Here is an 18,117-nt window from a genome sequence, read left to right as displayed (position 1 = left end):
GGCAGCTAGAGCTGATCGGTCATCACGCCCCGGACGAGAGTGTCCATGGCCGTCCCATCGTGCTCCGACCACGCCGCGAGAGTGGCGGCCACGGCGAACAGGGCGGCGAGCAGCAGCGTGGGACTGCCGTGGCTCTGGAGCAGGGTCTCGAGGGAGCTGAATGCGCGGCCGCCCCCCGACGCGCGCGCGAGGATGTCCCTGGTCGCATTGGAGAGCCCCGCAATGGCACTCGACGTGCGAGTTCCCGCGACCTCCGCCCGCAGTCGGGGGTCCGCGTACCAGGTGTCAAGGCGACCAAGACACACGCCGATGACATGGGGCACCGAGGCGCGCGCCGTGTCAGCAGGTTCTGCTTCCACGCTCATGACCAGATCGTTGAGGGCATCCGCGTCACCGACGCACATCGCGAGGACAGCGACGCCGATGAGGCTGAGCGCGTGGGACCGGGTGACCCCTATCGGGGTGAACCGTTCGAGGTTGATGCGCTCGACAGCGTCGACGATGGCAGCCCGGAACGCGTCGACGTCCACTGGTTCCGGCCCGCGCAGGTCGAAACCCCCGCGCACGTCGAAACCCTCAGCCGCCAGAAGCGGTGAGGCCTCGTCCAAGATCCTGCTGGCCTGACCCGCGCGGAACACCACGCCGGCGCTGAGCAACAACTTGCGAGCGTCAGAATCCTCCAACGGGTCGCTCATGTCGTGAGCGTAGCGCTGGTCAGCGCTGACGGACACGGGTCGGCCGGAAGACGAGTTCTCCCCGCCGCGACGGGTGATCGTCATCCCCCAAGCTCGAGGGTGCTCAGCGACCGCGCCGGAAGTTCCGTCGTCACCGCGTGGGTGCCGTCGCCGACACTGACCGACTGGGTCTGCTCGGAGGCGTTCCACACCACGAGCACCGTTGAACCATCCGCGGTCACGAACGCCACGTTGTGCAGCTCCGACGTGTCAGACGTCGACGCGACGCGCACCGACCCCGGCGGGACATAGCGCGCAGCCTGAGCGAGCACGAAGTATTCGGCGTTCCGGGTGACCGTGCCGCCGGAGGCGATCGTCACCACGCCGGAGCAGGACTCGCAGCCACCGCGGTGCGGCCCGCCGGTCTCGTCCAGGGCGAGATTCCAGGTCAATACGCCCGTGGCCCGATTGCGGAGCGAGTTGATGAGCAGGTTGGTCGACTGCCAGGAGAAGGTATCGGCAAACACCTTCTCCGGGGCTTCGTCCGGGCTACTCGAACCGGAGCACTCCGTCACCCAGATCTCGATGTCCGGGAATTGCTCCCACAGCCGGGTCTGCGCTGAGGCGTCGCCGTAGTAGCAATGAAACGCAATCCCCTCGATCCAGGCAGCGGCCGGGGTGCGCAAGAGATCCGCCGGGTACTGATAGGCGGGGTCTTCGCCCTGCGGGGCGGATGCGGCATCTCCCGGGTTCAGTTCCCAGTTGTGATCGAACCCGAGGATCCCGGTGGCAAGCCCGGCGGTTTCGAGGTCGGGGCCCAGCCTCTCGATGAGCTTCGCCTGCTGCCAGACAGGCATGTCGGTGCCGGGATACCCGTCCGGGTAGCGTAACTGCGGTTCGTTCTGCACGGTCAGCAGGTCGATGTCGATGCCCGCCTCGCTGTAGCCCTCGATGAACCGAATCAGGTAGGCGGAGTAGGTCTCGTACGCCCGGTCCTCATCCAGCAGTCGTCCTCCCTCCAGACTCACGCTGGTCTTCAGCCACGCCGGCGGGCTCCACGGCGAGGCGATCAGGTGCACCTGGGGGTTGACCGCCAGAACCTCCTGGAGCATGGGGATCATCGCGTTTCGGTCCGGATCGAGGCTGAACCGGTCGAGTGCCCAGTCCGTCGCGCCCGCCTCGACGTCGTCGAAGGTGAAGGCATCCGTTGAGACGAAGTCGGAGGCGCCGATCGGGACTCTCAGGGTAGACAAACGCACCGGCCCGTCGGGGGAGAAGAGCTCGTGCAGCAGAGCGGCCCGGTCGTCGTCCGGCAGGTCTGACAGCAGCTCGGCGGAGGCGTGGGTCATGGCCGCACCGAACCCCTCCACGGGTTGTGACTGTGCATTCGTGTCGATAAAGATGTCGAGGTCTTCGTTATCCGCCGGTGGTCGCGGTTCGACCGGGAGCGCCTGCATCAGCGTGCCGCCATCCGCGCTCGTGGTCGACCCCGTCGCACTCTCCGCCGCGGACTCGCTCGCTGCAGACTCGCTCGGTGCGGGCGACGATGACGCTCGGGGAGCCTCCCCGGGCCTCGCGAGCACGACCGCCACGATCACGATCGCGACGACGACGAGCACCGCCACTCCCACACCGACCCACCGGCGCCCTGCGCCAGAGAGATTCCACTGCGGGCCGCTCATCGTGCCTCCGTCCTATCGGTTGTCAATTCTGGCTGGGTACCCGGGCGAACGTCGGTGTCCGGTAGGTCTCTACCGGAAACCGACATTCACCGCGTCGGCCGACTCAGCCGGCCTGCACCTTCAGCGCGAACGCCTGGGCGGCACTGTCGGCGTCACAGGCCTGCTGGACAATCGCAGCCCCGTTCTCCTTCGAGCCGCCGTCGACGGCGACGCAGAGCCCGCTGTGCCTGGCGACGAGCTGGTAGTTGCCATCGCCGACCCGCACGAGCTCGAACTGCTGGTTCCTCGCCCGCCGGGAGGACTCCCAGAGTTGGAGGGCTGCGCCCTCCTCCTCGGAGGAATCGGCCACCTGGAGCGCCAGTCCGGCGTTGACGTTGGTGATCCGGTAGCGGTCACCACCCTCCCGGGAGAGCGTCCACTGAGCGTTCGACTGCGGTGCCGGGCAGGTCCACTGCTGGACCGCGGTGCCGTTCGTCGTGCCATGGTCGACCGCGTCGAGGCAGGCGCCGGAGTTCTCGTTGACGATGGTGTAGACCGCCCGCTTCGAGATCCCGGACGCGTTCTCCTTGTCCGACGACTTGACACGCACGGTCTCATCCAGGCGGATGTCCTGCGACGAGGCACCGAGGAGCACGTCGAGGTCGCCCTTGGGCGTGACCCAGCGGTCGGTGTAGGAATCCCAGTACGAATAGGAGTCGCGGTCCAGTTCGATGGTCACCTTTTGCGACGCACCGGGCTCGAGGGACACCTTCGTGAAGCCGGCCAATTGCTTGGGCGCGGTCTCGACCACATCGGTGGGCAGTTCGCCCACGTATACCTGTGGCGTGTCCGAGCCGGCGCGGTCACCCGTGTTGGTGACCGAGAACGTGGCCGTCAGGCGCGCTTTCCCTGTCGACCTGACTTTCAGGTTCGAATACTCGAAGGAGGTGTACGACAGCCCGTGACCGAACTCGTACTTCGGTGTGAGGCCGAATTCCTCGAAACCTCTGTACCCGACGAAGACGCCCTCGGTGTAGAACGAGTCCAGGCCGATGCCGGGGTACTGTTCCGGAGTTGACACCGGTGTCTCGCTCATCGAGACCGGGAAGGTCACCGGCAGCCTGCCCGACGGGGAGACCGCACCGAACAGGATGTTCGCGAGAGCCGCACCCTGATTCTGGCCTCCGTACCAGGCCTCGAGAACGGCCGGAACGCCGTCTTCCCACGCCTGGGTCGTGATCGGTCCGCCGGTCATCAGCACGACAACGGTGTTCGGGTTAGCGGACTTGACCGCATTGATCAGGGCCTCCTGTCCGGTCGGCACGCGGAGGTCGGCCTTGTCGCCGCCTTCAGAGCCGTAGTCACGAACGACGACCACGGCCACATCCGACTCTGCGGCCAGTTCGGCAGCTTCCTGCGCCTTCGGGTCGACGACACCGGAGGGCTTGGTCCAGCCGAGCTTCAGCTGCGGCCCGAGTTCGGAGCGCGCCTTCTCGTTGGCCGTGTACTCGACCTCGATCTCATAGGACTGTCCGCCGGTCAGGGGAATCGAGACGGTCTGGTTCGCCAGTTCGGGCGAGTCGACCTGGAGTGACGCCTGGCCATCGATGGACACGGTGGCTGCGCCGAGGGCGGTCAGTTCGAGGTCGTACGTGCCGGAGACCGGCGGCGTCAACGTCGTCGAGTAGTTCGCGCTGGCGACACCCTGGCCAGGGAGCTTCGGGAGCAGCGGTGACTGGGAGTTGAATCCTTCGTAGTAGAAGAATCCACCGTTCACCGTGACATCCTGAAGGGTTTCCTCGGCGAGCACCGCTCCGGCGGCGTCGAAGAACTGGGCGTCGGCGCCGGCATCACCGCTGGCTGCGGTGAGGTAGTCGGACGGGATCGCCTCGAGGCCGGGGAGCTGGGACGACGAGGTCACGAAGTCAGTTCCGCGGGCATGCTCCACCGTGGCCTCCGGGAGCAGCTGTTGGATGCCCTGCAGGGGACTGATCGTCGACGTGGGAAGCACCAGCGAGCTGCCGCCTCCGGCTGTGACCTGGTCGGCGTCCGCACCGATCACCGCGACGGAGTCGGTGGTGGTGGGATCCAGCGGCAGAATGCCGTCGTTCTTCAGCAGCACCATGGCCTCTTCCGCGATCTTCTGCGACGCGAGGGCGTGGCTGGCCTCGTCGAATGCCTGGGCGACCGCCGGGTTGTCGAACAGTCCGAGTCGGTACATCGGGGTCAGGATGCGCAGCACCCGTACGTCGATCTCCGATTCCGCAACCTGCCCGCTGTTGACCGCTCCCACCAGCTGGTCGAAGAAGCCGAAGCTGGGCTGCTCCTGGTCCAGGCCCGCGCGCATCGCCTCGACGGTGCTGTGCGTTGCTCCGTAATCGCTCATGACCCACCCGGCGAAGTCAAGCTGTTCCCGGAGGATCCCGGTCAGCAGCTCCGAATTCTCGCAGGCGTAGACGTAGTTGACCTTATTGAAGGCGCACATCGCCGAGCCCGGCTTGCCCTCCTCGATTCCGAGGGCGAACGGTCGGGTGTAGATCTCCTGCAGGGCCCGCTCTCCGATGACGGAGTTGCCCCCGATCAGCCGGTCTTCCTCCTGGTTGTACGTGTTGTAATGCTTGATGTCTGCGACCACCGGATGCTGCTGGATGCCGTTGATCTGCGCACCGGCCACCTTCCCCGACAGCAGCGGATCTTCCCCGTAGCCTTCGAATGTGCGGCCCGCTTGGCCCAGACGGGCGATGTCGACCGCGGTGCCCAGGGAGACGTTGTGGGTGGTCTTGAACGCCTCGTCGCCGATCACGTCACCGAATCGCGCCGCCGCGTCGGTACTGAATGTCGCGGCCAGGGCGATTGGTGCGGGGAGTGAGGTCGCTTTCTTGTCGTTGATCTCTGGGTTGGCGATTCGAACGCCGGCGGGACCATCCGCCATGGTCAGGGCGGGGATCCCCAGGCGTTCGATGGGGGCGTTGTAGAACCCGTAGAAGTTGTTGAGGTCGCCCTCGAGCATGTCGACCTTCTCCTCCAAGGTCATTTGGCTCAGGAGTGCGTGTGCGCGCTCCTCGGGGGAGCCTTCCGTGGCCGCCGAGGCGGGGGACGCAGCGAGGGTGAGGCACGTAGTGACCATCACTCCGGCGGCGAGTGTCGCGATGATACTTTTCGATCGCCGTTGATCGATATGGTTCCGCATTGAATTTCCCAACTTCCTGAAGTTGTGTGCGTCTCGGGGTGGACGGAGTCCCCGGTGTGCACGCTCAATCGCGGCTTGGGCGTCGTGACCGAATCGCTGAATCAGGGCAGCGTCGATCTCATCCGCATCAAGGAGTGCGGTACGGATTTTGGGCTTCCATCTCGGTGTGATGGGGGCGTCTTGCGCTTAAGCCGCGAACTGGCTTTGACCCTAGTTGGCCCCCCATTCGGGTGTCAAGGAATATCGCTCGTGGTACCGCGGCGGCGACCCTCGTTCGGCGGCCGACATCTCGGTGACCATCGGGTCGCCGGACGATCGCCGCTAACTTGGCAGAAGGCACAAGAGGGGAGAGCGGTGAACGATTCGGCTGACGATGACTCCGATCGAGAGTCAGGAGACGAGCGCTGGTTGATTGTCAATGGGCGAAGGTGGCGCCGAACCGATCCGTGCCTGCCGGGTGACCTGGTGGAAGCGCTCACGTCACACCTCGGCCGGGGGCGCTCGTCTGTGCGGATCGCCAAGAAGAGCGGTGACGACGCCCTCGTCGCCGACGCGCGCCGGCGGGTCGGGCTCGCGAAGCACGGCCTCGGCGAACGCGGCCCGTACTGGTGGGAGGAGCCGGAGGCGGACCGGATCGCCCGGGCTCGCACCGCTCTGGTCGAACTGGACGGCCTCGATGCGGATGCTCGGACGTGATCGTCGATCGGTCGGACAGCCGCCCGAGGGCGCTGATTCCCGGCGGGTGTGGGTCTAGTCTCAAGTCATGAACGTGGTTGCTACCCGAGCGTTGGTCCTGGGTGGTGGCGGGTCTACCGGCAATGCCTGGCTGATCGGCATCGTCGCCGGCCTGCACGAGGCCGGGGTTGATCTGACCGCGGCCGACGTCATCGTCGGGACGTCGGCCGGGGCGACCGCCGCGGCCCAGATCACCAGCGCGGGCCCGGCCCGACTGTTGGCCGACATCCTCGCCGCGGCGCCCCCGGCACGCACCGGTCCGGCCGGTTCCAGCGGTGGGCGGATGCGTGGGCCGGTGGTCGATCACCTGGAGCGAACGGGCCGAATCATCGCCGCGGCCGAGGACGCCGCCGATATGCGCCGCAGGATGGGTGCGGCTGCGCTTGCCCTGGACGTGGCGGGGGACGGCTCAGGGCCGGCGCGGTGGCGCGTGACGGTCGCCGCACGCCTGCCCACCCAGCGCTGGCCGGACCAGACCGTGCTCATCCCGGCCGTCCAGGCCGATACCGGCGACCCGGTGGTGTTCGACCGCCACAGCGGTGTCGACCTGGCGGACGCCGTCGCCGCCAGCACGTCCAGTGCCGCTCCGTATCCGATCGGAACCGGGCGGTACATCGACGGTGGCTACCGGCGCAATGAGAATGCCGATCTGGCGGCCGGATGCGACCGGGTGCTGGTGCTGTCGCCGTTCGGCGGCAGGTCACGGTATCCGCCGGAGTGGGGCATGCAGCTTCAGGCGCAGGTGGACGAACTTCGGGCGGGAGGCAGCAGGGTGGAGACGGTCTTCCCCGACACTGAATCCGAGCACATGTTCGGCGCCAACGCGATGGATCCGGCGCTGCGTTCACCCGCCGCACGAGCCGGATACGACCAGGGCAGAGCCCTCGCCGGGCGGCTCGCCGACTTCTGGCACTGACATCGACGGTGCCGCTTGACGGGCGGCCGGGGGGAATGAGGAGCAGATGTACGACGTGATCATCAGTGGTGGCGGGCCAACGGGGATGATGCTGGCCAGTGAGCTGCGGCTGCACGACGTGAACGTCCTGGTACTCGAGCGGGATGCCGAACCGAACCCTGCAGTGCGCTCGCTCGGTCTGCATCCGCGCAGCATCGAGATCCTGGACCAACGGGGGCTCCTGGACCGGTTCCTCGCCCAGGGGACGCGTTACCCGGGGGCGGCCGGCCGGTTTGCCGGCATTGTTCCTCCGCGGCCGGTGAACCTGGACACCGAACACGACTACATCCTCGGCATCCCGCAGCCCGTCACCGACCGGTTGCTGGCCGAGCGGGCCGGGGAGTTGGGCGCTGAGATCCGTCGCGGCTCCGACGTGACGGAGATCGGGCAGGATGACGACGGGGTGCGCGTGCGGCTGGCGGACAGTGCACTCCTGCAGGCGCGCTGGCTGGTCGGCTGCGACGGTGGCCGGAGTCTGGTGCGGACGCAGCTCGGCGTCGACTTCCCCGGCGACGCCGCCTCGACGGAGTGGATCCTCGGTGAGGTTCAGGCGACCATGCCAGCGGATGAGATGGCCGCGATCTCGGCCGAGGTACGCAAGACCCAGCGGGGTTTCGGGATCGGCCCGGCCGGTGACGGGCTCTACCGCGGTGTCGTCCCGGCCGCGACAGTTTCGGAGGATCGCACCGTTCCGCCGACGTTGGAGGAGTTCCGCACGCAACTGCTTGCGTACGCCGGAACCGATTTCGGCGTGCGCTCGCCGCGTTCGCTGACCCGGTTCACCGACGCGACCCGTCTCGCTGAGCGGTATCGGGTGGGCCGGATCCTGCTCGCGGGCGATGCGGCCCACGTGCACCCACCGCTGGGCGGGCAGGGACTCAACCTGGGAATTCAGGACGCCGTCAACCTCGGCTGGAAACTCGCCGCAGTGATCGACGGCTGGGCGCCGCCCGGGCTGCTGGACACCTACTTCGCGGAGCGGCATCCGGTGGCCGAAGACGTCCTGAGCCTGACCCGCGCGCAGAGCGAGCTGCTCTCGATCGAGCCAGGTCCCCAGGCCGTGCGCCGGCTTCTCACGGAGCTGGTCGCATTCGAGGACGTCGCCGGGTTCCTCGCCGAGAAGGTCACGTCCATCGGCATCCGCTATGACCTCGGCGAGGGACACCCGTTGCTCGGGCGCCGGATGCGAGACCTCCCGGTGGGAACCGGACGGCTGTACGACCACCTGCACGACGGGCGCGGGCTCCTGCTGGACACGACCGGAACGCTCTCCGTCGCGGGCCGGAATGACCGGATCACGCACCTGATCGACCGCGACGCGGAGTTGGCTGCTCCCGCGATCCTCGTCCGGCCCGACGGGTACATCGCTTGGCTGGGCGCCGCCCAGGGCGACCTCGATCGTCAGCTTGATGCGTGGTTCGGAGACGTACCCCACTCAGGGGAATAGAGTTGCAGCTTCAATTCAAAGGAGAATTCCATGACGACCCATCCTGACCGTGACGGCGAGTACACCGACTCCGAAACCCCCGACGGTTCGGCGGCGCAACACTCTGACGAGGCGCAGGCAGAGGGGGAGTACACCGACAGCGATACCCCCGAAGAGAAGACGGCGGCCACCGAGCCGGCCGCGGATTGAGTCACCGAGGGGCGGGACGCCGCCCAGCCCCTTCTCACCCAGATTCCCTACCAGCACCGCGAACCGGAGAAGGTGACCATCCCGGAGCGTCCGGCGGCGTCCGGCTATGACCGGCCACCTCGCGAGCGCACCACGTACGTCGTGGATCATGCCAAGTCGCTGAAGAAGAACGGGTAGAACCACGGGGCATGACCGCGTCACCACCCCTTGACGAATCACTTGTTTTTTGCAAGTGTGGTGCGCAAGCAAGACCACATTCATAACTGCTACCGAGCCCACGAGAGGACTACCACCATGACTTCAATGTTCGTCAATCTGCCGGTGACCGATCTGGATCGCGCTAAGGCGTTCTATACGGCGATCGGATTCACCATCAACCCGCTGTTCACCGACCACAACGCCGCTTGCGTCGTCGTCGAGGAGGATCACAGCGCGTTCATGCTCCTGGTGCGGGACTATTTCCAGACCTTCACCGAGCTTCCTATCGGTGACCCGAAGGCGAACCCCTCGGTGACGACCGCGATCTTCCTGGACAGCAGGGAGGCGGTGGACGCCAGCGTCGCCGGGGGACTCGCAGCGGGAGGGTCGGAGGCGCAGGAGCCGTCCGACTACGGCTTCATGTACCAGCGTCAGCTCACAGACCCCGACGGCAACATTGTCGAGTTCGGCTACATGGACCCCCTCGCCGCCGCGCAGGGACCCGACGCGTTCATGAACCAGCAGGCCTAGGGTCGATGGCCGCACGCGACTATGGGCAGTACTCCGGTGTCACCCGAGCCATGGAGCTCGTCGGTGAGCGCTGGGCACTGCTCATTGTTCGCGACCTCCTCGTCGGGCCGCGGCGGTACGGGGAACTCGCCGCGGGTCTTCCCCGCATCCCGAGCAACATCCTGGCGGCGCGCCTCAAGGAGTTGCAGGCGGCCGGTGTCATCCGCCGGGCGCCGCGCTCGCGCGTCGTCGTCTACGAGCTGACGCCCTACGGCCGCGAACTCGAGCCTGTCGTACTCGCGCTCGGAGCCTGGGGTTTCAAGGCCATGGGCGAACCGAGGCTGGAGCAGGTCATCACCCCCGACTCGATGACCATAGACCTCCGAACGGCGTTCCGTCCGTCGGTGGCGGCGACGCTCCCGTCGACGGCGTACTCGGCGAATTTCGGTGTCGCTGAGCTGCTCATCCGGGTAGACGGCTCCAGCCTGGAGGTGACCCGCGGCGACGGACCGGTGGACCTCGCCTTTGCCGCCGGTCCGGACATCCGCCTACTCATTTCCGGTGAGCTCGCCCCGGCCCACGCGATCACGACCGGCGTGGTCACGGTGCTCCGCGGCCGCGGCGACCTGCTCGACCGCTTCGCGAGCACATTCCATCTGGTGGCCTGAACTCCTGGATGCCGTGTCAACTCAGCACGCGGTGCACGGCGACCGGCCGGCTGAGCAGGGCGGCGGCGAGGAAGCAGGCCGCTCCGAGCAGGGTGCCGAGGTTGGCCCAGAACATACTGACGAGGTCGCCCGTTGCCGGGAGGGTGTACGCCCCGACGGCGGAAAGGGCGAACAGGATTGACCCGAGCATGTTGAGCCACGTGCAGCGCCAGATGCGGGCATTCGGATCCCACAGGCGGTCGCGCATGGTCGTCGCCACGATGCCGAGGGCGCTCGCGGCGAGGAAGCAGACCGAGCCGAAGGCATCCGGTCGCCAGCCGGTCCGCACATGGGAGCTTGCGTTCATCGCGTTGAGGAGCGCCTCTATTGTGCTGAGGTTGAAGAACAGGGTGCCGGCGAATTGCACCGCCGCCGCCCACCAATCGACCGCATCGGGTGTGGTCGTGCCGCCGGCGTGGCGCGGGCGCCCGCTCAGCGCCAGCTGGATGTAGGCGGCTGCGGTAAAAAACAGCGCGCCGACGACGAAGGTGAGATTTGTGAGCACGAGGCCGACAGCCTGGGCGTAGAACGGAACTGCACCGACGAGGAAGAAGAGGGACCCGATAGCGAATCCCCAGGACTCCCGCCGGAGGCGGATGGCACGAGCGGCCGGCATAGGCCGAGAGTAGTTCGGTCACCGCGGCCGGACCTCATCCGTTGTGGATGACGCCGGTCGCCACGGCTGTTCCTACTATCGCTGCATGACGAGCCTCACATCTTCCAGGACAGCGACCGAAACGTCCCACGCATTCACCGGCAGCGGATCTCAGAATCAGCTCAATCCCCTGTTCGCACGGGCCGGCGAAGCAACCGACTTCCCCCTGAACGTTCTGCCGGACGGAGAGTCCCTGCCGGAGACGGCCTATCAGGTGGTGCACGACGAGGCGATGCTCGACGGGAACTCCCGCCTGAACCTCGCCACCTTCGTCGGCACCTGGATGGACGGTTTCGCCACCAAGCTCTACGCCGAGACGGCGGACAAGAACATGGTGGACAAGGACGAATACCCCCAGACCGCCGCCATCGAAACCCGCTGCTGGAAGATGCTGGCAGCGCTCTGGAACGCTCCTGACCCGGACGGGTCGATCGGGACATCCACTATCGGGTCGTCAGAGGCCTGCATGCTCGGCGGGCTGGCCCTGAAGCGTCGCTGGCAGCAGGCACGCCGTGCCGCGGGCAAGCCGACCGACAAGCCGAATCTCATCCTCTCCAGCGCCGTCCAGGTGTGCTGGGAGAAGTTCTGCAACTACTGGGAGGTCGAGCCCCGCTACGTGCCGATCTCCCTCGAACACAAGGTGCTCGACGGTCACGACCTCGACGCCTATGTGGACGAGAACACCATCGGGGTCGTCGCCATCATGGGCGTGACCTACACGGGCATGTACGAGCCGGTCGCCGAGATAGCCGCCGCCCTCGACCGCATCCAGGCAAGCACCGGCCTCGATATCCCGATCCATGTGGACGGCGCGTCCGGAGGCATGATCGCCCCCTTCCTCCAGCCCGACCTGGTCTGGGATTTCCGGCTCGAACGGGTGGCCTCGATCAGCACCTCCGCCCACAAGTACGGGCTGGTCTACCCGGGGCTCGGCTGGGTGATCTGGCGAACGGTCGACGCCCTGCCCTCCGACCTGGTCTTCGACGTCACCTACCTCGGCGGTCACATGCCGAGCTTCGCGCTCAACTTTTCCCGGCCGGGCGCCCAGGTTCTCCTGCAGTACTACCTCTTCCTGCGCCTCGGCTTCGACGGCTACTACAAGGTGCAGAAGGCCTCCCAGGACGTGGCCGTGTACCTCGCCGCCGAGATCGGGGCGATGCCGGCGTTCACCCTCTGGAATGACGGCACCGACATTCCGGTGTTCGCCTGGCAGCTGACGGCGGGACACACCGACAAGTGGAACCTGTACCACCTCTCCGAGCGGCTACGCCTGAAGGGCTGGCTGATCCCGGCGTATCCGATGCCCGACGACCTCACCGACACGGTGGTCCAGCGCATCGTGGTGCGCAACGGCTTGAGCCGTAACCTCGCCGAGAGCCTCATGGCGGACATCCGCGAGGCCGTCGCCTACCTTGATGCGCTCTCCGCACCGATGCCGACCGAGGGCATGGTCACGGCCTTCACGCATTGAGGACGATCAAGACCGGTCTCGACCTCCGGTCGGTCCGGCCCCGGGTCGCTAGGTCCGCTCCATCAGGCGCGCCAGCGTGCTCTGACCGAGGCGGCTCGCTCCTGGATTCGAATGCCGGTAGTACCAGGCCAGGCCCATCGCCTGCGCGAATGCCCAGCCCCGGCCGCGCTGCCACTCGATATCGTCGCTGCCCAGCGCCTCACGCAGGATATTGCGTCGGTCGGCGTCGAGGAGGTGCCAGGCGGCAACAAGGTCGAGTGCCGGATCGGCGGGGCCGAATCCGCCTCCATCCAGGATGCCCACGAGTCGCCCGTCTTCCACCAGGACGTTCGGCGGGATGAGATCGCGATGGGACATCACATCCGGTCCCCTGGAAGGAGCGGCCCGCAGCTCGGCCCAGAGCAGGCGCAGGCCGGCCACATCGAGCAGGTCGCCGCTAGCCCGGAAACAGGCCTCCATCCACTCGTCCTGGCCCTGCAGGGGGCCGCCTCGACCTTCGCCGGCGAATCGTCGACCCACGGTGTCGGCGCGCCGCAGCCCGCCGATGAAACCGGCCAGGTCGCGCGCGAATGCGGGGGAGGCCGCGGCGGAATCCGGGGTGGCCACCTGCCCGGGAACCCAGGTCTGCACGGACCAGTGCAGGGGGTAGCCGTGGCCGGGAACCCCGATGGCGACCGGCGTCGGCACGGGCGCAGTGCTATGGGCCGCCAGCTCCCTGGTGGCCGCTGCTTCGGCCTCCAGCGCCGAACGGGCAGCACCCGGGTCATCCGCTCGAAGCGGAAAACGGGCGGAGAGCGCCGACCCGATGCGGAAGATGGAGTTCACCGTCGCGTCGGTGGCCAACGTGCTGACCGGCTCGGTCTGCCACTGCGGGAACTGCGCCGCGATGAGACGGCGCACCGTGGCGGCGTTCACCTGCACCTGGTCTTCGTGCATCTTCATCTGCCCATCCTGGCCGAGCACCCCGCACGGTGCACAGCGCCGCACAGCTAGCGCGCCCGGACCGCCGGGTCGATGATGGCCCCGTGGTGCTCTTCACTGATCGTGTCGACGCCGGGCGTCGCCTGGCGGCGCAGGTGCTTGACCTGCGCGGCCAGGACGTCGTTGTGCTGGGTATCCCGCGTGGGGGAGTGCCCGTCGCATTCGAGGTGGCCGACGTCCTCAACGCCCCGCTGGACGTCATCGTTGTGCGGAAGCTCGGCGTTCCGTTCCAGCCCGAATTCGCGATGGGCGCGATCGGGGAGGGCGGCGAGGAACTCGTCGACGAATCCATCGTTGCCCTGACCGGGGTCACGGACGACGAGGTGAATGCCGTCGAAGCCCGGGAGCGCGTCGAGTTGGACGCGCGGGTGGCGCGGCTGCGTCCGGGCAGGGAACGGATGTCGCTGCGGGGCAAGGTCGCGGTGATCGTGGACGACGGCGTGGCCACCGGAGCCACGGCCCAGGTGGCCTGCGACGTGGCCAGGCGCCTCGGCGCTGAACGGGTGGTCCTTGCCGTGCCCGTGATCGCCGCCAGCACCCTGCCGAACCTGGCCGGCGCCGACGACATCGTCTACGTCGACGCTCCGGAGACGTTCTGGGCCGTCGGGCAGTTCTACACCGACTTCTCGGCCACGACGGATGAGGAGGTCGTACGGCTCCTCGACGAGGCCGGCCGGCGGCTGCACGGCGACTCCACCGGAGAGAATCCCGGGACCGGACCGGACGCCGACATCGAGGTCGACATCCCGCTGGCCGACGTGACGGTGCGCGGGCACCTGCACCTGCCGCCGTCTCCGACGGCCGTGGTGGTCTTCGCCCACGGCAGCGGCAGCACCCGACACAGCCCGCGCAACCAATACGTCGCCGATGTCTTATTCCAGGCCGGGCTGGGCACGCTCCTGTTCGACCTGCTCACGCCGGAGGAAGAACAGGACCGCGAGAACGTCTTCAACATCGAACTGCTCGCCAGGCGGCTGGCGACAGCGACCCAGTGGCTCGCGGGCCGAGCCGACACCCACGGCTGTCGGATCGGCTATTTCGGCGCCAGCACCGGGGCGGCGGCCGCGCTGTGGGCGGCGGGCGAACCGGATGCCCCGATCGGCGCCGTCGTCTGCCGCGGTGGTCGCCCTGACCTGGCCGCCGCCCGCTTGCCGAAGGTGAGCGCGCCCACCCTGCTGATCGTCGGCGGGTCGGACACCACCGTGCTGGAACTCAACCGCCAGGCCCAGACGCTCCTCAAGCCCGAGACCCGGCTGGCCGTCGTGCCCGGTGCCACCCACCTGTTCGAGGAACCGGGCACACTGGGCGCGGCCGCCGACCTGGCCGCAGACTGGTTCGCCGCCCACCTGCTGACCCGGTGAGTGAGCGAGTCATGACCGCGTAACGCTTGGCTCAGGACTCGCCGCGCCACCGGCCCTCGTGGAAGGCTGACGCGGACGGCCGGACCTCCACAACCCCGTAGAGCGCGGCCGGGCACTTTTCCGCCCAATCCAGCGCTGCCGCCCGGTTGGGCACGTCGATCACGAAACAGCCGGACAGCGTTTCGACGGCGTCGATGAACGGGCCGTCCCGCACCTCCCGGCTGCCGCCGCGGAGCGTCACGGTGGTGGACTCCGCGGCGGGACGGAAGATGTCCGCCGCCACGAGGGCACCCGCCTCCTGCAGCGAGGCCGCATACGCGTCGAACAACTCCCGGAACGGTGGCAGCTCTTCCTCGGAGATGTCGCCCTCCCGGGTCTCGGCCTTGATGATCAGCAACGAGAAGCGCATGAGATCTCCTTTGATTCAGGCGGGTGTGGTGCGGGTTGTGCGCTTACAGGTCAAGCGACTCATGCGGTTCGAGCGGGAAGAAGGTGCCACCGTTCTGCTCGGTAGCGCCTTTGATGCGGGAATTCGCCAGGTCCTTGCCGCTTCGCGACAGGCCCATCTCGTGGGTGGGGAAGCTGCGCACCGGCTTGACCGCGAGCACGTAGTCGATGACCTCGCCGATCTTCAGCCACGGGGCGCCGGCGGGCACGGCCAAGGTCTTCACCGTAATGCCGTCGGGGATGGTGAACGCGTCACCCGGGTAGAACAGCTCGTCGTTGACGAGCACTCCCACGTTGTCGATCACCGGGATCGAGGAGTGGATCACGGCATGCTTCTCGCCGAAGAACCGCAGGGTGAACGGCCCGGCCGTGACGGTGTCGCCCTCGGCGACCACATGCACGGCGATGTCACCGGCCGCGGCGGCCACGCCGGCGGGTCCGTAGATCGGCACACCCGGGTTCATGGCGATCACGCGGCCCAACTGCTCCGGTGTCCAGTGGTCGGGGTGCTCGTGGGTGATCACGATCGCGGCGGTATTGGCGGTTTCGGTCAGGGCCGTCGTGAACGACCCGGGGTCGATGTACAGTTTCTGCCCGGAGGCTTCAAGGACGAGTGCGGCGTGCTCCAGTTTGGTCAACTTCATGCCTTGAGCTAATACCCAAACCCCACCCCGGGCAACGCACGACACGCGCATCCTGCACGCACGTGCGCGCCCGGTGACACACCGACGGATGCGCGCGCGCAAGCCGGCGACGCGCGGGGATTGGCACTCGATTTGAACTGTGTATCGAGGCTGTGGCATACTCGTGAAGTTGCAAAAACGGCCCCATCGTTTAGCGGCCTAGGACACCGCCCTCTCACGGCGGTAACACCGGTTCGAATCCGGTTGGGGTCACCACTACCCGGCTCTCCTTCATCGAAGGGGAGCCGGGTTTTTTTATTGCCCGGCGCCTCAGTCTTCGAGCGAGTCGACGCAGGCGGCAAGCCCCCGAGCCAGCGCGGCGCTCTCGGTCGCCGACAGGCCCGCGAGCATCCGTCGTTCCACGCCGTCGACGAGTTTCTGCGCCGCGTCAAGGGTGCCGGCGCCCGCCGCGGTCAGGAGCGTGGGGAGTGCGCGCCCGCTTTCGGGGCGGGATGGTCGTGTCACCAGGTCACGATCGATCAGCTGCTGCAACATCACGTTCATCGATTGGCGCGTGACGAACGTGCCGCGGGCGAGCGCCGCGGCAGAAATCCCAGGCTCACGGCGCAGGTGATGCAGACAGGAATACTGCGACACGGTGAGGTGGAGCGGCCTCAGTGCCTCCTCCATCCGGAGGTGGAGAAGTGACTGCGCCTGTTTCAGCGCGTACCCGACCTGCGTATTGACCATGTCAACATCCTGACATACGATTGCATGTAAGGAAACTGACATAGAGGAGAACCATTATGGCCGTCACCGGTCCAGACTTCATCGCCCTCCAGGTGCGCGACCTCGAGAAGGCGGCAACCTTCTACGAAGAGGTCGTCGGGCTCACTCGCGCTCCGTTCTCACCGCCGCACGCGGTCGTCTTCGACACCCAACCGACCTTCGCCGTGCGTGATCCAGGGCCGGGCGTCGACCTCGACTCCGGGCAGGCGGGTCTCGGCGTGGCCCTCTGGCTGCACGACCCCGAAACCGTGGCCCTGCACGCGTCTGTCGCCGCCGCCGGCGCGGTCGTGGTCCAGGAGCCCTTCGATGGCCCGTTCGGCACGACGTTCGTCTTCCAGGACCTCGACGGCTACCTGGTCACCGTGCACGACCGGACCACCCGCGGCTAAGACAACCCGGCCCTTCCGTTTCTGACGGGGGCCGGGTTCTCTTCGTGCCCGCGGGACGTTCGACCCTGCCGTTGCTGAACAGAGGCTGGGAGTCTTGGATTCACAGTTCAGCGTCACTCGACGCGAACATCCGAATTCAACTCTGAGGAAACCATCCCATGGCCAGCACCACCTTCCGCGGGGCAGCGGTCGCCGCCCCCGCCGCGACGACCGGCACCACCCTGCTCCAGCGTCGTACCCTCGCGGTGCTGCGTCTGGCCACCGGATTCATCTTCCTCTGGGCGTTCCTGGACAAGACCTTCGGCCTGGGCTTCTCCACCCCGACCGAGCGTGCCTGGCTGAACGGCGGCACGCCCGCCCAAGGCTTCCTGAACAGCCCCGGCGTCACCGGGCCGCTGCAGCCGTTCTTCGTCGGTATCGCCAGCCCGCTGGTGGACGTCCTGTTCATGCTCGGCATGATCGCCGTGGGACTGGCCGTGATGCTGGGCGTGGGCCTGCGCATCAGCGCTGTCGCCGGCAGCCTGATCATGGTCTTCATGTACCTCGCGGAATGGCCCTTCACGGCCGGGGCGGCGTCGACCAACCCGCTCGTCGATTACCACATCATCTACGCGCTGGCCCTGATCGTCGTGGCCGTCTTCGCGGCCGGGGACACCTGGGGCTTCGGCAAGACCTGGAAGGCACTGCCGATCGTTCAGAAGTACACCTGGCTCGTCTGAGTTCCAACGCATCGGGTCACAGCACGCAGCAGGGCCCGGTGCACACCAGGTTTCGACCGGCCGCCTCTCGGGGCGGCCGGTTCTGTCGTTCCGGGCGGCGGTTAGAAACCGGAGCCGCTGCGCGGGTTCGCGCGGGTGATCTTGGCGACTTCGTCGTCGATGGCTTCTTCGGTGATGATCCCGCGGTTGGGGCCGAAGGCGTCCAGGCCGATGAAGAAGGCGGCGATGCCCATGCCGCCGATCGGCCAGATCGGCCAGAAGTATCCGCCCGGGTCGGTCAACAGCCACACAGCGGTGACGATGATCGTCACCCCGAGCCAGACGCCGCAGTAGTTCCAGAAGTCCCGGCGTGCCTTGAGTCTTTTCCTGGCGAGCGTGCGCAGTTCTTCGTTGTTCATACGGCGAGAGTATCGCCG

The 18,117-nt window shown here is 67.3% G+C and carries 19 protein-coding genes and 1 tRNA gene; 11 read left to right on the top strand and 9 right to left on the bottom strand.

The genetic code is table 11. The features are described 5' to 3' along the window. Positions 1–5: 5 nt before the first annotated feature. From ACU5E9_RS04895 to ACU5E9_RS04885, 3 genes are all read right to left on the bottom strand, one after another. On the bottom strand, positions 6–695 hold the full coding sequence (locus ACU5E9_RS04895) for a hypothetical protein (protein WP_456812497.1): 690 nt from the start codon (positions 693–695) through the stop codon (positions 6–8). A gap of 80 nt (positions 696–775) precedes the next feature. Continuing rightward, the gene (locus tag ACU5E9_RS04890) at positions 776–2,356 is read right to left on the bottom strand and encodes a glycoside hydrolase family 30 protein (protein WP_456812496.1); all 1,581 of its coding nucleotides are present in this window, start codon (positions 2,354–2,356) and stop codon (positions 776–778) included. 103 nt (positions 2,357–2,459) lie between these two features. Then, positions 2,460–5,369 (bottom strand): glycoside hydrolase family 3 C-terminal domain-containing protein, encoded by a 2,910-nt coding sequence (locus tag ACU5E9_RS04885; RefSeq protein WP_456812495.1) that lies wholly within the window; start codon positions 5,367–5,369, stop codon positions 2,460–2,462. A 510-nt stretch (positions 5,370–5,879) separates the two neighbouring features. On the opposite strand from ACU5E9_RS04885, the gene ACU5E9_RS04880 reads away from it, so the two are divergent. From ACU5E9_RS04880 to ACU5E9_RS04855, 6 genes are all read left to right on the top strand, one after another. Then, positions 5,880–6,221: a biopolymer transporter Tol gene (locus tag ACU5E9_RS04880; protein WP_456812494.1), complete on the top strand. Its 342-nt coding sequence runs from the start codon at positions 5,880–5,882 to the stop codon at positions 6,219–6,221. 67 nt (positions 6,222–6,288) lie between these two features. After that, entirely contained in the window at positions 6,289–7,176 is an 888-nt protein-coding gene (locus ACU5E9_RS04875; protein ID WP_456812493.1) for a patatin-like phospholipase family protein, read from the top strand. A 46-nt stretch (positions 7,177–7,222) separates the two neighbouring features. Continuing rightward, the gene (locus ACU5E9_RS04870) at positions 7,223–8,662 is read left to right on the top strand and encodes an FAD-dependent monooxygenase (RefSeq protein ID WP_456812492.1); all 1,440 of its coding nucleotides are present in this window, start codon (positions 7,223–7,225) and stop codon (positions 8,660–8,662) included. 30 nt (positions 8,663–8,692) lie between these two features. After that, complete coding sequence (locus tag ACU5E9_RS04865) at positions 8,693–8,851, top strand: hypothetical protein (protein ID WP_456812491.1); 159 nt, start codon at positions 8,693–8,695, stop codon at positions 8,849–8,851. A 294-nt stretch (positions 8,852–9,145) separates the two neighbouring features. Further along, positions 9,146–9,580, top strand: coding sequence for a VOC family protein (locus tag ACU5E9_RS04860; RefSeq protein ID WP_456812490.1), 435 nt, complete (start codon positions 9,146–9,148; stop codon positions 9,578–9,580). A 5-nt stretch (positions 9,581–9,585) separates the two neighbouring features. After that, entirely contained in the window at positions 9,586–10,227 is a 642-nt protein-coding gene (locus ACU5E9_RS04855) for a winged helix-turn-helix transcriptional regulator (RefSeq protein ID WP_456812489.1), read from the top strand. A gap of 16 nt (positions 10,228–10,243) precedes the next feature. Here the strand turns inward: ACU5E9_RS04855 and ACU5E9_RS04850 are convergent, their stop codons facing one another. Further along, positions 10,244–10,882 (bottom strand): hypothetical protein, encoded by a 639-nt coding sequence (locus ACU5E9_RS04850; RefSeq protein ID WP_456812488.1) that lies wholly within the window; start codon positions 10,880–10,882, stop codon positions 10,244–10,246. 85 nt (positions 10,883–10,967) lie between these two features. Between ACU5E9_RS04850 and ACU5E9_RS04845 the strand changes: the two genes are divergently transcribed. Further along, entirely contained in the window at positions 10,968–12,392 is a 1,425-nt protein-coding gene (locus tag ACU5E9_RS04845; RefSeq protein WP_456812487.1) for a glutamate decarboxylase, read from the top strand. A gap of 48 nt (positions 12,393–12,440) precedes the next feature. On the opposite strand, the gene ACU5E9_RS04840 is transcribed toward ACU5E9_RS04845, so the two are convergent. Continuing rightward, positions 12,441–13,334, bottom strand: a complete 894-nt coding sequence (locus ACU5E9_RS04840) for an aminoglycoside phosphotransferase family protein (protein WP_456812486.1) — start codon at positions 13,332–13,334, stop codon at positions 12,441–12,443. Between the two features lie 83 nt (positions 13,335–13,417). Between ACU5E9_RS04840 and ACU5E9_RS04835 the strand changes: the two genes are divergently transcribed. Further along, complete coding sequence (locus ACU5E9_RS04835; protein WP_456812485.1) at positions 13,418–14,734, top strand: phosphoribosyltransferase family protein; 1,317 nt, start codon at positions 13,418–13,420, stop codon at positions 14,732–14,734. Between the two features lie 31 nt (positions 14,735–14,765). On the opposite strand, the gene ACU5E9_RS04830 is transcribed toward ACU5E9_RS04835, so the two are convergent. Continuing rightward, complete coding sequence (locus tag ACU5E9_RS04830) at positions 14,766–15,143, bottom strand: YciI family protein (protein WP_456812484.1); 378 nt, start codon at positions 15,141–15,143, stop codon at positions 14,766–14,768. 43 nt (positions 15,144–15,186) lie between these two features. Next, complete coding sequence (locus tag ACU5E9_RS04825) at positions 15,187–15,825, bottom strand: MBL fold metallo-hydrolase (protein WP_456812483.1); 639 nt, start codon at positions 15,823–15,825, stop codon at positions 15,187–15,189. Between the two features lie 179 nt (positions 15,826–16,004). On the opposite strand from ACU5E9_RS04825, the gene ACU5E9_RS04820 reads away from it, so the two are divergent. Continuing rightward, positions 16,005–16,080, top strand: a tRNA-Glu gene (locus ACU5E9_RS04820). Between the two features lie 54 nt (positions 16,081–16,134). On the opposite strand, the gene ACU5E9_RS04815 is transcribed toward ACU5E9_RS04820, so the two are convergent. After that, positions 16,135–16,554, bottom strand: a complete 420-nt coding sequence (locus ACU5E9_RS04815) for a MarR family winged helix-turn-helix transcriptional regulator (RefSeq protein WP_456812482.1) — start codon at positions 16,552–16,554, stop codon at positions 16,135–16,137. Between the two features lie 56 nt (positions 16,555–16,610). Here ACU5E9_RS04815 and ACU5E9_RS04810 point away from each other — a divergent pair, with 56 nt between their 5' ends. Together ACU5E9_RS04810 and ACU5E9_RS04805 are read left to right on the top strand one after the other, a co-directional pair. Beyond that, complete coding sequence (locus ACU5E9_RS04810; RefSeq protein ID WP_456812481.1) at positions 16,611–16,982, top strand: VOC family protein; 372 nt, start codon at positions 16,611–16,613, stop codon at positions 16,980–16,982. A gap of 158 nt (positions 16,983–17,140) precedes the next feature. Continuing rightward, the gene (locus ACU5E9_RS04805; RefSeq protein WP_456812480.1) at positions 17,141–17,701 is read left to right on the top strand and encodes a DoxX family protein; all 561 of its coding nucleotides are present in this window, start codon (positions 17,141–17,143) and stop codon (positions 17,699–17,701) included. Positions 17,702–17,802: 101 nt separating this feature from the next. Here the strand turns inward: ACU5E9_RS04805 and ACU5E9_RS04800 are convergent, their stop codons facing one another. Then, positions 17,803–18,099 (bottom strand): 2TM domain-containing protein, encoded by a 297-nt coding sequence (locus ACU5E9_RS04800; RefSeq protein ID WP_456812479.1) that lies wholly within the window; start codon positions 18,097–18,099, stop codon positions 17,803–17,805. Between the last annotated feature and the right edge of the window lie 18 nt (positions 18,100–18,117).

This window comes from Cryobacterium sp. AP23, assembly GCF_054075385.1.
Note: the sequence above shows the minus strand (reverse complement) of the source record. Positions and strands in the feature narration are given on the sequence as shown.

Coding starts and splice junctions, on each gene's coding strand:
- ACU5E9_RS04800 (WP_456812479.1), bottom strand. CDS start 18,099: ATGAACAACGAAGAACTGCGCACGCTCGCCAGGAAAAGACTCAAGGCA.
- ACU5E9_RS04840 (WP_456812486.1), bottom strand. CDS start 13,334: ATGAAGATGCACGAAGACCAGGTGCAGGTGAACGCCGCCACGGTGCGC.
- ACU5E9_RS04890 (WP_456812496.1), bottom strand. CDS start 2,356: ATGAGCGGCCCGCAGTGGAATCTCTCTGGCGCAGGGCGCCGGTGGGTC.
- ACU5E9_RS04815 (WP_456812482.1), bottom strand. CDS start 16,554: ATGGTCAATACGCAGGTCGGGTACGCGCTGAAACAGGCGCAGTCACTT.
- ACU5E9_RS04825 (WP_456812483.1), bottom strand. CDS start 15,825: ATGAAGTTGACCAAACTGGAGCACGCCGCACTCGTCCTTGAAGCCTCC.
- ACU5E9_RS04865 (WP_456812491.1), top strand. CDS start 8,693: ATGACGACCCATCCTGACCGTGACGGCGAGTACACCGACTCCGAAACC.
- ACU5E9_RS04860 (WP_456812490.1), top strand. CDS start 9,146: ATGACTTCAATGTTCGTCAATCTGCCGGTGACCGATCTGGATCGCGCT.
- ACU5E9_RS04870 (WP_456812492.1), top strand. CDS start 7,223: ATGTACGACGTGATCATCAGTGGTGGCGGGCCAACGGGGATGATGCTG.
- ACU5E9_RS04855 (WP_456812489.1), top strand. CDS start 9,586: ATGGCCGCACGCGACTATGGGCAGTACTCCGGTGTCACCCGAGCCATG.
- ACU5E9_RS04805 (WP_456812480.1), top strand. CDS start 17,141: ATGGCCAGCACCACCTTCCGCGGGGCAGCGGTCGCCGCCCCCGCCGCG.
- ACU5E9_RS04875 (WP_456812493.1), top strand. CDS start 6,289: ATGAACGTGGTTGCTACCCGAGCGTTGGTCCTGGGTGGTGGCGGGTCT.
- ACU5E9_RS04830 (WP_456812484.1), bottom strand. CDS start 15,143: ATGCGCTTCTCGTTGCTGATCATCAAGGCCGAGACCCGGGAGGGCGAC.
- ACU5E9_RS04895 (WP_456812497.1), bottom strand. CDS start 695: ATGAGCGACCCGTTGGAGGATTCTGACGCTCGCAAGTTGTTGCTCAGC.
- ACU5E9_RS04845 (WP_456812487.1), top strand. CDS start 10,968: ATGACGAGCCTCACATCTTCCAGGACAGCGACCGAAACGTCCCACGCA.
- ACU5E9_RS04810 (WP_456812481.1), top strand. CDS start 16,611: ATGGCCGTCACCGGTCCAGACTTCATCGCCCTCCAGGTGCGCGACCTC.
- ACU5E9_RS04850 (WP_456812488.1), bottom strand. CDS start 10,882: ATGCCGGCCGCTCGTGCCATCCGCCTCCGGCGGGAGTCCTGGGGATTC.
- ACU5E9_RS04885 (WP_456812495.1), bottom strand. CDS start 5,369: ATGACCTTGGAGGAGAAGGTCGACATGCTCGAGGGCGACCTCAACAAC.